The sequence below is a fragment of the Streptomyces sp. NPDC001920 genome (assembly GCF_053594495.1).
Window position 1 is genome coordinate 141365 of record NZ_JBSFEP010000018.1, and the last position, 13908, is coordinate 155272.

The 13908-nt window shown below is 71.0% G+C and carries 16 protein-coding genes; 11 read left to right on the plus strand and 5 right to left on the minus strand.

Annotated elements, in window-relative coordinates; genetic code table 11:
- Positions 1-32: 32 nt before the first annotated feature.
- The 3 genes from ACWCPI_RS28685 to ilvA form a co-directional block, all read right to left on the minus strand.
- Positions 33-839, minus strand: coding sequence for an ABC transporter permease (locus tag ACWCPI_RS28685; RefSeq protein ID WP_451040867.1), 807 nt, complete (start codon positions 837-839; stop codon positions 33-35).
- Between the two features lie 79 nt (positions 840-918).
- Entirely contained in the window at positions 919-1899 is a 981-nt protein-coding gene (locus ACWCPI_RS28690) for an ATP-binding cassette domain-containing protein (RefSeq protein ID WP_451040868.1), read from the minus strand.
- Positions 1900-2072: 173 nt separating this feature from the next.
- Positions 2073-3302 (minus strand): threonine ammonia-lyase, encoded by a 1230-nt coding sequence (ilvA, locus tag ACWCPI_RS28695; RefSeq protein ID WP_451040869.1) that lies wholly within the window; start codon positions 3300-3302, stop codon positions 2073-2075.
- A 163-nt stretch (positions 3303-3465) separates the two neighbouring features.
- Here ilvA and ACWCPI_RS28700 point away from each other — a divergent pair, with 163 nt between their 5' ends.
- The 3 genes from ACWCPI_RS28700 (at position 3466) to ACWCPI_RS28710 (ending at position 4973) form a co-directional block, all read left to right on the plus strand.
- Entirely contained in the window at positions 3466-3972 is a 507-nt protein-coding gene (locus tag ACWCPI_RS28700; protein ID WP_451040904.1) for a MarR family winged helix-turn-helix transcriptional regulator, read from the plus strand.
- A 240-nt stretch (positions 3973-4212) separates the two neighbouring features.
- Positions 4213-4728: a sigma factor-like helix-turn-helix DNA-binding protein gene (locus tag ACWCPI_RS28705; RefSeq protein ID WP_451040870.1), complete on the plus strand. Its 516-nt coding sequence runs from the start codon at positions 4213-4215 to the stop codon at positions 4726-4728.
- On the plus strand, positions 4725-4973 hold the full coding sequence (locus tag ACWCPI_RS28710) for a hypothetical protein (RefSeq protein ID WP_451040871.1): 249 nt from the start codon (positions 4725-4727) through the stop codon (positions 4971-4973). Before ACWCPI_RS28705 ends, ACWCPI_RS28710 begins: the two co-directional genes overlap by 4 nt.
- 76 nt (positions 4974-5049) lie before the next feature.
- Here the strand turns inward: ACWCPI_RS28710 and ACWCPI_RS28715 are convergent, their stop codons facing one another.
- The gene (locus ACWCPI_RS28715) at positions 5050-6204 is read right to left on the minus strand and encodes a cystathionine gamma-synthase (protein WP_451040872.1); all 1155 of its coding nucleotides are present in this window, start codon (positions 6202-6204) and stop codon (positions 5050-5052) included.
- Positions 6205-6314: 110 nt separating this feature from the next.
- Between ACWCPI_RS28715 and ACWCPI_RS28720 the strand changes: the two genes are divergently transcribed.
- From ACWCPI_RS28720 to ACWCPI_RS28750, 7 genes are all read left to right on the plus strand, one after another.
- A complete protein-coding gene (locus ACWCPI_RS28720; protein ID WP_451040873.1) occupies positions 6315-7433 on the plus strand; it encodes a hypothetical protein in 1119 nt (372 codons plus the stop codon).
- Positions 7434-7581: 148 nt separating this feature from the next.
- A complete protein-coding gene (msrA, locus tag ACWCPI_RS28725) occupies positions 7582-8247 on the plus strand; it encodes a peptide-methionine (S)-S-oxide reductase MsrA (protein WP_451040874.1) in 666 nt (221 codons plus the stop codon).
- A 91-nt stretch (positions 8248-8338) separates the two neighbouring features.
- On the plus strand, positions 8339-8791 hold the full coding sequence (locus ACWCPI_RS28730) for a hypothetical protein (RefSeq protein ID WP_451040875.1): 453 nt from the start codon (positions 8339-8341) through the stop codon (positions 8789-8791).
- Between the two features lie 83 nt (positions 8792-8874).
- On the plus strand, positions 8875-9219 hold the full coding sequence (locus ACWCPI_RS28735; RefSeq protein ID WP_451040876.1) for a hypothetical protein: 345 nt from the start codon (positions 8875-8877) through the stop codon (positions 9217-9219).
- Between the two features lie 135 nt (positions 9220-9354).
- Positions 9355-9762, plus strand: coding sequence for a YciI family protein (locus ACWCPI_RS28740; protein WP_451040877.1), 408 nt, complete (start codon positions 9355-9357; stop codon positions 9760-9762).
- Between the two features lie 9 nt (positions 9763-9771).
- Complete coding sequence (locus tag ACWCPI_RS28745; protein ID WP_451040878.1) at positions 9772-10917, plus strand: RNA polymerase sigma factor; 1146 nt, start codon at positions 9772-9774, stop codon at positions 10915-10917.
- 124 nt (positions 10918-11041) lie between these two features.
- Complete coding sequence (locus ACWCPI_RS28750; RefSeq protein ID WP_451040879.1) at positions 11042-11509, plus strand: SRPBCC family protein; 468 nt, start codon at positions 11042-11044, stop codon at positions 11507-11509.
- Positions 11510-11579: 70 nt separating this feature from the next.
- Here the strand turns inward: ACWCPI_RS28750 and ACWCPI_RS28755 are convergent, their stop codons facing one another.
- A complete protein-coding gene (locus ACWCPI_RS28755) occupies positions 11580-12509 on the minus strand; it encodes a helix-turn-helix domain-containing protein (RefSeq protein WP_451040880.1) in 930 nt (309 codons plus the stop codon).
- A gap of 184 nt (positions 12510-12693) precedes the next feature.
- On the opposite strand from ACWCPI_RS28755, the gene ACWCPI_RS28760 reads away from it, so the two are divergent.
- Positions 12694-13734 carry an NAD(P)-dependent alcohol dehydrogenase gene (locus ACWCPI_RS28760; RefSeq protein WP_451040881.1) on the plus strand — a complete coding sequence of 347 codons (1041 nt, stop codon included), beginning with the start codon at positions 12694-12696 and terminating at the stop codon, positions 13732-13734.
- Positions 13735-13908 lie beyond the last annotated feature (174 nt).

Sequence of the window (13908 nt, forward strand, 5' to 3'; positions counted from 1 at the left end):
CAACCGGCGAACAGGCTCCAAAGGCGGAGTAATCATCCGTCTGCCCGGCGATACTTGCGCACTGCAAGAGTTCGGAAGATCGCGACGATCACGATCGAGTAGATCAACGACGCCCACACCGGGTGCTGCATGGGCCAGGCGCTGGACTGGGACAAGCCAGGGTCACCAAAAAGCTGGCGGCACGCCTGAACGGTGGCGCTGAAGGGGTTCCAGTCCGCGACGTGCCGAAGCCAGGGGGTCATCTGGCTGGAATCCACGAAAGCGATCGAAATGAACGTCACCGGGAAGAGCCAGATCAGGCCGCCAGAGGTGGCCGCCTCCGGGGTACGGACGCTCAGGCCGATGAGGGCGCCGATCCAGGTGAACGCGTACCCGAGCAAGAGCAGGAGGCCGAAGGCGCCCAGGATCTTCCCGAGGTTGGTCGGCTCCGCAGAGCCAGGCCGCCAGCCCACGATCAAGGCGACGATCGCGAGGATGAGCAACGTGATGGCCGTCTGCATGAGGTCAGCCACGGTACGACCGGTGAGCACAGCGCCGCGCGCCATGGGCAGTGAGCGGAAGCGATCGATGAGCCCCTTGTGCATGTCGTCCGCGATACCGGCTCCTGCCCCCGCTGTGGCGAAGGTGACGGTCTGGGCGAAGATGCCCGCCATCAGGAAATTCTTGTAGACGTTCGGGTCCGTGGTGTTGCCGATCTTCATCGAGCCGCCGAAGACGTAAGTGAAGAGGACCACGAACATCACTGGCTGGATGACACCAAAGAGGATCATCTCGGGAATCCGGGTCATCCGAATCAAGTTCCGTCGGGCGATGACGAGGGAATCGTTCACGGCACTCACTTCGGCTGCCCCTTCCCGCCACTCACTCGCCGGCCATGCGCTCGCGGCGAGCTGAATCGAATCGAAGCTCCGAGAGCGCTCATTTCTTGACGGCCTCCTTGCCGTTCTCCTCGTCCTTCACCTCGGCCACGTGGCCCGTCAGGGAGAGGAACACGTCGTCGAGGGTCGGACGGCGCAGACCGATGTCGTCGATCTCGATGCCGCGGGTGTCGAGCTCGCGGATGACCTCGGCGAGCAGCTTGGCGCCGCCGGTCACCGGCACGGTGAGCTTGCGCATGTGGTCCTCGACCGCGGTGTCCCCCTTGCCGAAGCCGCGCAGCACCTCGGAGGCGGCCTGGATGTCGTCGCGCTCGTGCACCACGACCTCGACGCGTTCGCCGCCGGTGCGGGCCTTGAGCTGGTCGGAGGTGCCCTTGGCGATGACACGGCCGTGGTCGACGACCGCGATCTCGTGCGCGAGGTGGTCGGCCTCCTCCAGGTACTGGGTGGTGAGCAGCAGCGTCGTACCGCCCGAGACGAGCCGCTTGATGACCTCCCAGAGCAGTTGGCGGTTGCGCGGGTCGAGGCCGGTCGTCGGCTCGTCCATGAACATCACGGGCGGTGAGACCACCAGGGCGGCCGCGAGGTCGAGGCGGCGGCGCATGCCGCCGGAGTAGGTCTTGGTGGGCCGGTCGGCGGCGTCGGTGAGGTCGAACTGCTCCAGCAGCTCGCCCGCGCGCACCTTCGCCGCCTTGGCTTTCATCTGGTAGAGCTGGCCGACCATCTGCAGGTTCTCGCGGCCCGTGAGGTACTCGTCGACCGCCGCGAACTGGCCGGACAGTCCGATGGAGCGGCGGACGGCGTCCGGCTGCTTGAGGACGTCGATGCCCGCGACGACCGCCGAGCCGCTGTCGGGGCGCAGCAGGGTCGTCAGACAGCGGACGGTCGTCGTCTTGCCCGCGCCGTTCGGCCCGAGCAGACCGAGGACCGTGCCCTCGGGGACATCGAGGTCGACGCCGTCCAGAGCCCTTACGTCACCGAAGGTCTTCACCAGGCCTTCAGCATAGATGGCGCCTGGCATATGAATCTCCACGTCGTCGGGGAAACTTCGGGAAGCTTAAGGTTTGCACTTTTCATGCCGCTCGTGGCGGGATTACGACAACACACCATAACGCGATGTATCGCGTCTCACAATCGATTTACCCGAACGAGTGACAAGGAGGCTGTGACCTGGTCTTTCGCTGCCCCGGCCGCTCAGCCGATGACGATGTAGCCCGCCTCGCGGAGGGCCTGGCCGACCTCGACGCAGTGCGCGGTCCCCTTCGTCTCCAGGTGCAGCTCCACCTCCGCCTCCGTGAGCCCGAGCCGTGGGTCGGTCCGGACATGGCTCACGTCGAGGACGTTGGCGTCCACCGCCGACAGCACCCCCAAAAGCGTGGCGAGCGCGCCCGGCCGATCCGTCAGCCGCAGCCGAACGGCCAGGTAGCGGCCCTGCGCGGCCATGCCGTGCCGCAGCACCCGCTGCAGCAGCACCGGGTCGACGTTGCCGCCGGACAGCACCGCGACCACCGGGCCCTCGAAGGCGCCGGGGTCGCTCAGCAGCGCCGCGACGGGGCTCGCCCCGGCGGGCTCGACGACCAGCTTGGCCCGTTCCAGGCACAGCAGCAGAGCGGTGGCCAGCTCGTCCTCGGTGACCGTGCGGACCTCGTCGACGAGTTCGCCGATGATCCGGAACGGCACCTCACCGGGCCTGCCGACCCGGATGCCGTCGGCCATCGTCGCCGGGTTGTCGACCGCGACCGGGTGCCCGGCGGCCAGCGAGGGCGGATACGCCGCCGCGCCCGCAGCCTGCACGCCCACGATCCGCACGTCCGGCCGCAGCGCCTTGACCGCCATCGCGATACCCGCCGCGAGCCCTCCCCCGCCGATGCCGACGACGATCGTCCGCACCTCCGGGCACTGTTCCAGGATCTCCAGGCCGACCGTGCCCTGACCCGCGATGACGTCGGGGTGGTCGAAGGGGTGGATGAACACCGCGCCCGTCTCGTGCGCGTACTCCTGCGCCGCGGCCAGCGTCTCGTCGACCACCTGGCCGTGCAGGCGCACCTCGGCGCCGTAGTCCTTGGTGGCGCTGATCTTCGGCAGCGGGGCCCCCATCGGCATGAACACCGTGGAGTGCACGCCGAGCAGCGACGACGCGAGAGCGACGCCCTGCGCGTGGTTGCCGGCGCTGGCGGCCACGACCCCCGCCGCCCGCTCCTCCGGCAGCAGCCCGGCGATCCTCACGTAGGCGCCGCGCAGCTTGAACGAGCCCGTCCGCTGGAGGTTCTCGCACTTGAGGTGCACCGGCGCGCCCACCAGCTGGGACAGGTGCCTGCTGCCCTCCATCGCCGTCACCCGTGCCACGCCCGAGAGCATCTTCTGGGCGCCGCGCACGTCGTCGAGAGTGACGGGAGGCAAGGAGTCAGCGGTGCTGTAGCTCATGACCCAAGTCTCGCAGTTCACAGGCGCCGGGCCCTGGTGTGACCAAGCACCGAGATGGGTTTGGGCAGCGCCGGTACACCCCGCGTCCGGGCCGCGTACCCTGTCCCCCAACCCAGCACCCCCTTCATGAAGTGAGCCTCCGGCCATGCCCACAACACCTGGAATGTCGATGGACATGACGACCGTCGCGGACAGCGGTCTCCTCGACACGCTGCAGCACGAGGTGGCGGTGTTCGCCCGTCGTGCCGAACAGACCCGGCTCGGTGGGGTCGGGCAGGTGCGCAACTCCATGGACCGCGCCGCATACCTGCTGCTCAACCGCCTCGACAAGGAAGGCCCCATGGGCGTCAAGGCGCTCGCCGCGAGCATGGGGATCGACTCGTCGACGGTCACCCGGCAGGTGGCGCCGCTCGTCGACACGGGGCTCGTCAAGCGGACCTCGCACCCCGAGGACGGGCGGGCGGTGGTGCTCCAGTTGTCCCCGCGCGGGCAGTCCCGGCTGGAGGAAGTGCGCTCGTCCCGGCGCCAGTTGATGGCCGAGCTCACGCAGGACTGGGCCCCGGAGGAGCGCGAGGCGTTCTGCACGCTCCTCACTCGCTTCAATGTCGCGCTCTCCTCGCGGATGGCGGCCCAGGGCATCGCCGGCGCGGAGCCGTCCTCGGCGTCCTGACGGATCGGGACCCGCCGGTGCGCCGGTCACGCGCAGGGTTCGGGCACACGCGCGCGCACATGTGGACGGGGCCCCGGCTCCCGCACCGGCCGCTGATCGGGGCACGGGTCTTGACCTTGGGCCGCCGCTGGCCTCATATGAAACCGGGCCCTCGTTCACCCGCACGACTCGTGTGCGACGGACGCGCCACGCGCGCGGCCGGGGCCCGCTTCCTCAGGGCGTGTTCAGGCGGGAGGGGTGGTGGGACGACGGCGTGCGGCCCAGGACGCCCGCCGGGCCCGGGAGTTCGAGGCGTTCGTCGCGGGCGCGGCAGGGCGGCTGCTGCATGCCGCCACGCTGCTCACCGCGGAGCCATCGGACGACAACCCGCAGGCCCGGCGCCTGCTGACACTGTCGCTGGCGCACACGTACGCGTGCTGGGACCGGCTGCGCGGCGAGGATCCGTACGACCGTGCCCGCCAGTACCTGGCCACCCGCTTCTCCCGGTCCGCCTGGCACCGGTACGGCGGCGGCCTGGGCGTCCTCGGCCGGTCCCGCCCGCACCCCGGCAGCCCGCTCGCCGTCCTCTCCCCGCAGGAACGCCTGATCCTGGTGCTGAGGCTGTACGAGGGCGTCGCCGACGAGCAGGTGGGGGCGCTGCTCGGCCTGCCCGCGGAGCGCGTCCACGCGATCTGCGACCGGGCGACGGCGACTGTGCTGCATCCGCCGCGAGGGCCCGCGCCGGCCGTCCTGGGGGCCGAGGTGGTGTCGCCGTGAATCGCAGCCAGCGGGAAGCGGCCGCGCGGCGGCTCATGGACCGCACGCCGCCGCCGGTGCCGCCGGACCTGTATCCGGAGGCCGTACGGCGCGGTGGCCGGATGCTGCGCCGCAGGACCGCCGCCGTACGCCTGATGTGGCTGGTGCTGTTCGCCGCGTCGGTGGCGTTCGTGGTGTGGGCGGTGCTGGCCCGCCCGTGGGTGGAGCCGCCGTCGCAGACGACTCCACCGCTGACGGGCTGGTGACCTTTCCCGAGAGGCCCGGACCAGGGGGTGGTGCGAAAGTCCCGCACGGCACCCGCCCGGGACTTTCGGGACGCTCCTAGGCCAGCGCCTGCTGGAGGTCCTCCAGGAGGTCGTCCACGTTCTCGATGCCCACGGAGAGGCGCACGAGGTCGCCGGGCACCTCCAGGGCGGAGCCGACGACGGAGGCGTGCGTCATGCGTCCCGGGTGCTCGATGAGGGACTCGACGCCGCCCAGGGACTCCCCGAGCGTGAACACCTTGGTGCGGTTGCAGACCTCGACGGCCGCCTCCTCGCCGCCGGCGACCTGGAAGGAGATCATGCCGCCGAAGGTCCTCATCTGCTTGGCGGCGATCTCGTGACCGGGGTGCTCGGGAAGGCCGGGGTAGAGGACGCGGGTGACGCGCGCGTGCCGGGTGAGCATGTCGGCGATCTTCGTGGCGTTCTCGCTGTGCCGGTCCATGCGCACCGAGAGCGTCTTGGTGCCGCGCAGCACCAGCCAGGAGTCGAAGGGCCCGGCGACCGCGCCCATCGCGTTCTGGTGGAAGGCCAGTTCCTCACCGAGGTCCGGGTCGCTGACGATCAGGGCGCCGCCGACGACGTCCGAGTGGCCGCCCATGTACTTGGTCAGGGAGTGCACCACGACGTCCGCGCCGAGGGACAGCGGCTGCTGCAGGTAGGGCGTGGCGAAGGTGTTGTCGACGACGAGCCGGGCGCCCGCGTCCCGGGCGATCTGGGCGACGGCGGCGATGTCGGTGATGCCGAGCAGCGGGTTGGAGGGGGTCTCCACCCAGACGGCCTTGGTCTTCGGGGTGATGGCGGCCCGTACGGCGGACGGGTCGCTGGTGTCGGCGACCGACCACTCCACGCCCCACCGGGAGACGACCTTGGCGAAGAGGCGGAACGTGCCGCCGTAGGCGTCGTTGGGGATGACCACGTGGTCGCCGGGGCTGAGCAGCGTACGCAACAGGCAGTCCTCGGCCGCCAGTCCGGACGCGAACGCGAGCCCGCGGCGGCCGCCTTCCAGTGCGGCGAGGTTCTCCTCCAGGGCGGTCCTGGTCGGGTTGGCGCTGCGGCTGTACTCGTAGCCGCCGCGCAGGCCGCCGACGCCGTCCTGCTTGTAGGTCGAGACCTGGTAGATCGGCGGGACGACCGCACCGGTCAGGGGATCGGCGGTGTTGCCCGCGTGGATCGCGAGGGTCTCGAAATGCTGGTTGATATGCCTGTCGCTCATGGGCACCGAGGGTAGTGCGCGAACGCGGCACGCGCCGGGCGACGGGCTTTCGGCGAGGTCCGGGGGCCACTCGTTGGCCAATTGTCGGCGGCGTCTGGAACGCTGGAGGCATGGAGATTCTCTGGGTGCTGATCGCGCTGCTCATGGTCGCCTTCGTGGTGGTGCCGTTCATGCGGCGCAGGCGGGGCATGATCGAGCAGGTCCCGCCGGGCCACCCGGACGCCGCGGACCCGGCGAACTACGGCTTCGTACGGCAGGAGGAGCTGGACATCCGCATGCCCGGCCCCGACCAGGACCTGCTGGACGTCCTCGACCTGGTGCAGCGCACCCAGGACTACCGGGCCGCCTCGCAGCTGCTGGCCGGCACGGAGGCGGAGGGCGAGCTGCGCTGGCAGCGGGTGCAGGCCTTCGCCGGTGCCGCGTCGCTGGAGCTGCAGCAGCGGCCGGGCGGGGTCGGCGAGTCGCCGGGCGGTCAGTGGCTGCGGGTGTGGCGGACCGAGCAGCCCAAGGACGCGGGCGGCGCGGCCGTGCACGCGGAGTTCCTGGTGCAGCAGGCGTGGCGCACGGCGACGCCGGGCACGGACGAGTTCCGGATCATCATGGAGGAGGCGAAGTCGGCGTGTGCCGACGCCGCGCTGCTGGCCCCCGGTGATCCGATCCCGTACGTCATCGAGCTGTCGGTGGCCCGTGGACTGGCCTATTCCCGACCGGAGTTCGAGCAGCTCTGGCTGAAGATACTGGACCGTGCCCCGGCCCACATGGGCGCGCACCTCGCGGCCCTGCACTACTGGTGCGAGAAGTGGCACGGCTCGCGTGCGCTCGCGTACGACTTCGCGGAGGCGGCGGCGGCGCGCGCGCCCCAGGGCTCCCTCCTCGCCGCGATGCCGCTGTTCGCGGTCTTCGAGCACATGCCCGAGGTGAACCTGGTCAGCGGCTTCTACCAGAGCGAGGTCGTGACGAAGGCGATCCACGGCGCGCTGTACGCGGTGCACGCCGCGCGCCCCGACGACCCGATGCTGGCGCACGTACGGCACCTGCTGGTCTTCTTCCTGGTCCGCGGTGAGCGCTGGGCGGAGGCGATGGACCAGCTGGTGCACGTCGACGGCCATGTCGGTGCGCTGCCCTGGACGCTGTCCGCCGACCCGGCGGCCGAGTTCGCGGTCTACCGCGCACTGGCGGTGGCGGGTTACGAGGCGAACGGCGGCAGCCCGGCGACACTGCCGCACTGATTTCCCGTGCCGCGCGGGCGGCAGCGGCGTGGCGCGGAATCCGAGAGGCCGGCCGTGCGTTGAAGGGGGTACCGCCGGCGGGGACGACCGCCGGAGCACCGCTGCCGTCGCCCTCAGGGTCGCGAGGCCCGCTTGGAAGGAACCCGTCATGCTCTTCGGCCGTACGCCCGTCCTGCCCACCCCCGAGCAGGCGCTGAAGGGCCGCCCGGACCCGGCCTTCGCGGTCCCCGACCGTCACACGGTCCTCGGCAACCCGCTCCTCGGCCCCTACCCCGAGGGCCTGGAGATCGCCGACTTCGGCCTGGGCTGCTTCTGGGGCGCCGAGCGCAAGTTCTGGCAGCTCCCGGCCGGCGTGTGGACGACCCTGGTCGGCTACCAGGGCGGCTACACCGAGAACCCCACCTACGAGGAGGTCTGCTCGGGTCTGACCGGCCACACGGAGGCCGTGCGCGTGGTCTACGACCCGAGCGTGATCTCGTACGAACGCCTCCTGAAGACCTTCTGGGAGTCCCACGACCCCACGCAGGGCTTCCGTCAGGGCAACGACGTCGGCACGCAGTACCGCTCGGCGATCTACACGCACACTCCTGACCAGGCGAAGACGGCCGAGACCTCCCGCGCGTCCTACCAGAAGGTCCTGACCGGCTCCGGCTACGGCACGATCACCACGGAGATCCTCCCGGCGCAGGACCGGACCTTCTATCCGGCCGAGGGGTACCACCAGCAGTACCTGGACAAGAACCCGGCAGGCTACTGCGGGATCGGCGGGACCGGGGTGTCCTGCCCGATAGGTGTGGCCAAGGCCGACGGGTGAGCACCGGCGTATGCGCTCCGGGGATCTTGGTGTGCTGTGATCGTTCTGGCGATAGGGTGCACGCTCCACACACGACTTTCACGGAGCGTTCATGCGTCGCAAGCGCACCATCGGCATCGCCGCGACCCTCGCGGCCCTGTTCACGCTGAGCCTGGGAGCCGGCCAGGCGTCCGCCAGCACGGTCACCGGCACCTCGGTCTCCACCAGCTGGGGCTACGCCTCGGGCAAGACCCAGTGGCGGCTGAACCCCTACCGCCTCGACCCGGTGTACCTCTACGTCGAGGACAAGGCGTCCGACGGCCACGGCGTGGCCGTACGCCTGGTGACCGCCGGCGCCGCCGGGACGGTCTACTACCAGCTGCGCCGGGTGTCCACCGGTGTCGGCACGTCCGGTCAGTGGTACACCTACGCGAACCCCGGCGGCTGGATAGACCGGGCCTGGATCGAGCTGTGCCACATGGAGGGGACCACGGTGCTGCGGTGTGTCTCCTCCTCGGTCATGTACCCGGCCTACGACGACAGCGGCAACGCCGACCCGTTCTAGGCACCCGGTTCCGAGCCGACCGCAAGGGCCGGCCGGGGAGAAACCCGGCCGGCTCGCCCACGGAGATCACTGGGGGACAGCCGATGACTGCGACGGGCGAGCGCCCGAGCCCTGATCCGGCCTTCGGCGAGAGTTGGATCTTCGAGGAGAACCTGCGGCCGTTCTGCGAGTCGGTCGCGGAGTTCTCCGGCTACGGCTTCGACGACTCCGACTGGCAGGCGGTCGAGAACGCCCTTCCCGAGACGGACGTGGAGACGGGCGACTGGTACGACTACCCGGTGTCGGGCCGGATCCCGCTGACGCTGCTGGTCGCGGCCGACCACGGGTCGTCGGTGGTCTTCGTCGCCCTCGCCGGGGAGCCCGACGCCCCCACGCGGGCGCAGATCGAGGCGGCCCTGCACATCTTCTCCGCCTACCGCGTCCGCTGACTCGGTGAGCGGCTCGGTGAGCGGCTCGGTGATCGCCCGGAAAATCCTGTCGCGGTGATGTCGAGAAACCACGACCGGCTCCGTCCCCGAGGTGAACGCGACCAGAATGGGTCGCACAGCACCGAGGAGAACACCATGGCCAAGTACCTGCTGCTCAAGCACTACCGCGGTGCCCCGGCCGCGGTGAACGACGTGCCGATGGACCAGTGGACGCCGGAGGAGATCTCCGCGCACATGCAGTACATGCGGGACTTCGCGGACCGGCTGGAGACGAGCGGGGAGTTCGTCGACGGTCAGGCGCTCGCGCCCGAGGGGACGTGGGTCCGGTACGACGGTGAGGGCCGCCCGCCGGTCACCGACGGCCCGTTCGCCGAGACCAAGGACCTCATCGCCGGCTGGATGGTGATCGACGTCGACAGCTACGAGCGTGCCGTGGAACTGGCCGGGGAGCTGTCGGCGGCCCCCGGGGCTGGCGGCAAGCCGATCCACGAGTGGCTGGAGCTGCGTCCGTTCCTCGCCGCGCCGCCCACCATCACGGAGTGACCTCTCTTCATGGACGAGGCACTGCTGCGGAGCCTCACACCAGGTGTGCTCACCGTTCTCGTCCGCCGCGGAGCCGACTTCGCGGCGGCCGAGGACGCCGTGCAGGACGCGCTGGTCGAGGCGGTCCGCGTCTGGCCGGACGATCCGCCGCGGGACGCGAAGGGCTGGCTGGTCACGGTGGCCTGGCGCAAGTTCCTCGACCAGGCGAGGTCGGACGCCGCACGCCGCCGGCGTGAGGGCCTCGTGGAGGAGGAACCGGTGCCCGGGCCGGCGCCCGCCGCGGACGACACCCTTCAGCTGTACTTCCTGTGCGCCCACCCGTCGCTGACGCCCTCGTCCGCGGTCGCGCTCACCCTGCGCGCCGTCGGCGGGCTCAGCACCCGGCAGATCGCCCAGGCCTACCTGGTGCCGGAGGCGACGATGGCCCAGCGCATCAGCCGGGCCAAGCGCACGGTCTCCGGCGTACGGTTCGACCAGCCCGGCGATGTCGTCACCGTGCTGCGGGTGCTCTACCTGGTCTTCAACGAGGGCTACTCCGGCGACGTCGACCTCGCCGCCGAGGCCATCCGGCTCACCCGGCAGCTCGCGGCCCAGGTCGACCATCCCGAGGTGGCGGGGCTGCTCGCCCTCATGCTGCTCCACCACGCCCGGCGCGCCACCCGGATCGCACCCGACGGCGGGCTCGTGCCGCTCGCCGAGCAGGACCGCGGCCGGTGGGACACCGCGGCGATCGCCGAGGGCGTCGGCATCCTGCAGGCCGCCCTGGCCCGCGACCGGCTGGGCGAGTTCCAGGCGCAGGCCGCCATCGCCGCCCTGCACGCCGACGCGCCCACCGCCGAGGAGACCGACTGGGTGCAGATCGTCGAGTGGTACGACGAACTGGCGCGCCTGACCGACAGCGCGGTCGTCCGGCTCAACCGCGCGGTCGCCGTCGGCGAGGCCGACGGACCGCGTGCCGGGCTGGCGGCGCTCGCCGCTGTGGACGACACGCTGCCCCGGCACGCCGCGGTGGCCGCGTACCTCCACGAGCGCGACGGCGACCTGGCCACGGCGGCACGGCTGTACGCCGAGGCGGCCGGGAAGGCACCCAACCTCGCCGAACGCGACCACCTCACCCGGCAGGCCGCCCGGCTCAACGCCCGGCGGGGGCGCTGAGGCACCGGCCGCGGCCGGCAGCCGTCGGGCGTGGGGCGTGGGGCGTGGGGCGTCGGGCGACCGTCGTCGGGCGTCGGGCGAGTGTCGTCGGGCGACTGTCGGACCCGGCTGCTTTCATGGGGGCATGACCAGCAGAAGCGTCGTCGTGGAGCGGCGCGTCGCCGCGGGCCGGGGGCCCGTGTGGGAGGCGCTGACCGACATCGAGGGAATGGAGCGCGTGCTCAGCGGCGTCTCCAGGGTCGAGGTCGTCACGGAGGGGGCCTTCGGGGTGGGCACCCGGTGGCGGGAGACCCGGCGCATGTTCGGCAAGGAGGCCACCGAGGAGATGTGGGTGACCGCCTGCGAGGCGCCCGAGCGCTATGTGGTGGAGGCCGAGTCGCACGGCACCCACTACGTCTCGGAGTGGGTGGTGAGGGCGGACGGGCCGTCCGCGGCGACCATCCGTATGACGTTCACGGCGGTGGCTCCCGGCGGGGTCGCGGGCCTGCTCACGAGACTTCTGGGCGGGGTCGGCGCACGGGCGGTGAGGAAGGCCGTCGCCAAGGACCTCGACGACATCGCCGCGGCGGTCGAGGGGCGCGGCGGCCACTGACGCGGCAGCGGTGGCGGCCGTGCGCGGCGACCGTGCGCGCGGCGGCCCTGCGCGCCGTTGCGCATGAGCGTCAGCGGAGCGGGGACGTCCCCGCCTTCGTCGCGTCCGCTCCCCAACTGGCCAGCAGCCGCAGGGCCTCCGCCGACGCCGAACCCGGCTCCGCGTGATACGTGATCAGTGTCTGCTCGGTGCCGTCGGACATGCGGAACGACTCGAAGTTAAGGGTCAGTTCGCCCACCAGGGGATGCCGGATGTGCTTGACGCCGTAGGTCTTCTCCTTGACGTCGTGGGTGGCCCACAGCCGCCGGAACTCCTCGCTCTTGACCGAGAGTTCGCCGACCAGGGCGGACAGCCGCGGGTCGTCCGGGTGGCAGCCGGCGTCCATCCGTAGATAGGCGACCATGTCGGACGCCTTCTGCTCCCACTCCACGAACAGGTCGCGGTACTCGGGCCTGAGGAACACCAGCCGTGCCCAGTTCCGCTCCTGGACCGGCAGCTCCGACCAGTCGCCGAAGACCGCCGCCGCCATCCGGTTCCAGGCGAGGATGTCCGAGCGGCGCCCCGCGACGTAGGCGGGTACCCCGTCGATCGACTCCAGCAGCTGCCGCAGCGCCGGCCGCACCTGCTCGGTGCGCGCCGCCGGCTTCTTCTTGTGCTGCTTGGGCTTCGCGAGGTGGGTCAGATGGGCGTGCTCGGCGTCGCTCAGCCGCAGCGCCCGCGCGATCGCGTCGAGGACCTCCGCCGAGACGTTGCGCCCGTTGCCCTGCTCCAGGCGTGTGTAGTACGCCACGGACACCCCGGCCAGCTGTGCCAGCTCCTCGCGCCGCAGCCCCGGTACCCTGCGGTGCCGCCCGAAGTCCGGCAGCCCGACGTCCTCCGGCTTCAGCCGGGCACGCCGGGTGCGCAGAAACTCGCTGAGCTCGGCCCGCGGGTCCAGGCCGGCCCGGTCGGCACCGGTGTCGGCGGCGGGTCCGGACAGGGAATCGGGCTTTTCGTCCATGCCTCAAGTATTCCCGGTCCTACGCACAGGAGCCTGACCCCACCAGTGGTAGGACCGGCGAGCGTACGCACGACCGAGGTCTGGGTGGCGCAGCCTCTTCCCGGCAGGCTGGATGCCGTGCCCGGACGGACAGCGAAGACCAGAAGGCAGCCGGGCACGAGAACCCCGCTAGGAGATCCCCGGCATGACGACCGTTGCCGCATACGCCGCACCCGCCGCGAAGGCTCCGCTGGAGCGCACCACCATCGAGCGCCGCGAGGTCGGCGAGTTCGACGTCCTGATCGACATCAAGTTCGCCGGTATCTGCCACTCCGACATCCACCAGGCCCGCGAGGGCTGGGGCAAGGCGATCTTCCCGATGGTCCCCGGGCACGAGATCGCGGGCATCGTCTCCGAGGTCGGCTCGGGCGTGACCAAGTACAAGGCCGGCGACCGCGTGGGCGTGGGCTGCCTGGTCGACTCCTGCCGTGAGTGCGAGAACTGCGAGGCAGGCCTGGAGCAGTACTGCACCGGCGGCAATGTCGGCACCTACAACGCGCTCGACAAGAACGGCGAGCCGACCTACGGCGGCTACTCGGAGAAGATCGTCGTCGACGAGAACTTCGTCGTCCGCATCCCCGACGGCCTGTCCCTGGACGTGGCCGCGCCCCTGCTGTGCGCCGGCATCACCACGTACTCCCCGCTCAGGCACTGGAACGCAGGTCCCGGCAAGAAGGTCGCGATCCTCGGCATGGGCGGCCTCGGCCACATGGGCGTGAAGATCGCGCACGCGCTCGGCGCCGAGGTCACGGTTCTCTCGCAGTCCCTGCGCAAGAAGGAGGACGGGCTGAAGCTGGGCGCCGACCACTACTACGCGACCAGCGACGAGAACACCTTCGAGGAGCTGAGGGGCACCTTCGACCTCATCCTCTCCACGGTTTCGGCGCCGCTGGACCTGGACCGGTTCCTGTCCCTGCTCAGGACGGACGGCGCGTTCGTGAACGTAGGCGCCCCCGAGGAGCCCGTCAGGCTCAACCTCTTCTCGGTGATCGGCGGGCGCAAGACCCTCGCCGGATCCGGCATCGGCGGCATCCGGGAGACCCAGGAGATGCTGGACTTCTGCGCCGAGCACGGTCTCGGCGCCGAGATCGAGTTGATCGACGCCGAGCAGATCAACGAGGCGTACGAGCGGGTGCTGGACAGCGATGTGCGGTACCGGTTCGTGATCGACACGGCGACGATCTGACGTCGGCGCCCACCCCCTGGCCGAGGGCCCCGGAGCCGTACCGCTCCGGGGCCCTCGGCATGAGCGGCTCGGGGCCGAGGGCGGAGTACCGAAGCAGTAGACCCGCCCCCTCCCCGGGACCGATGTGCCGCGTGGCGGGCCCGCCTAGCGTGGGAGACGGAGCCAGTCCGATCC

Excerpts from the sequence above, each read along its gene's own strand:
- ACWCPI_RS28735 (WP_451040876.1), top strand. The coding sequence starts at position 8,875 with ATGACTGCGACGGGCGAGCGCCCGAGCCCTGATCCGGCCTTCGGCGAG.
- ACWCPI_RS28715 (WP_451040872.1), bottom strand. The coding sequence starts at position 6,204 with ATGAGCGACAGGCATATCAACCAGCATTTCGAGACCCTCGCGATCCAC.
- ilvA (WP_451040869.1), bottom strand. The coding sequence starts at position 3,302 with ATGAGCTACAGCACCGCTGACTCCTTGCCTCCCGTCACTCTCGACGAC.
- ACWCPI_RS28750 (WP_451040879.1), top strand. The coding sequence starts at position 11,042 with ATGACCAGCAGAAGCGTCGTCGTGGAGCGGCGCGTCGCCGCGGGCCGG.
- ACWCPI_RS28730 (WP_451040875.1), top strand. The coding sequence starts at position 8,339 with ATGCGTCGCAAGCGCACCATCGGCATCGCCGCGACCCTCGCGGCCCTG.
- ACWCPI_RS28755 (WP_451040880.1), bottom strand. The coding sequence starts at position 12,509 with ATGGACGAAAAGCCCGATTCCCTGTCCGGACCCGCCGCCGACACCGGT.
- ACWCPI_RS28745 (WP_451040878.1), top strand. The coding sequence starts at position 9,772 with ATGGACGAGGCACTGCTGCGGAGCCTCACACCAGGTGTGCTCACCGTT.
- ACWCPI_RS28720 (WP_451040873.1), top strand. The coding sequence starts at position 6,315 with ATGGAGATTCTCTGGGTGCTGATCGCGCTGCTCATGGTCGCCTTCGTG.
- ACWCPI_RS28740 (WP_451040877.1), top strand. The coding sequence starts at position 9,355 with ATGGCCAAGTACCTGCTGCTCAAGCACTACCGCGGTGCCCCGGCCGCG.
- ACWCPI_RS28690 (WP_451040868.1), bottom strand. The coding sequence starts at position 1,899 with ATGCCAGGCGCCATCTATGCTGAAGGCCTGGTGAAGACCTTCGGTGAC.
- ACWCPI_RS28700 (WP_451040904.1), top strand. The coding sequence starts at position 3,466 with ATGTCGATGGACATGACGACCGTCGCGGACAGCGGTCTCCTCGACACG.
- msrA (WP_451040874.1), top strand. The coding sequence starts at position 7,582 with ATGCTCTTCGGCCGTACGCCCGTCCTGCCCACCCCCGAGCAGGCGCTG.
- ACWCPI_RS28760 (WP_451040881.1), top strand. The coding sequence starts at position 12,694 with ATGACGACCGTTGCCGCATACGCCGCACCCGCCGCGAAGGCTCCGCTG.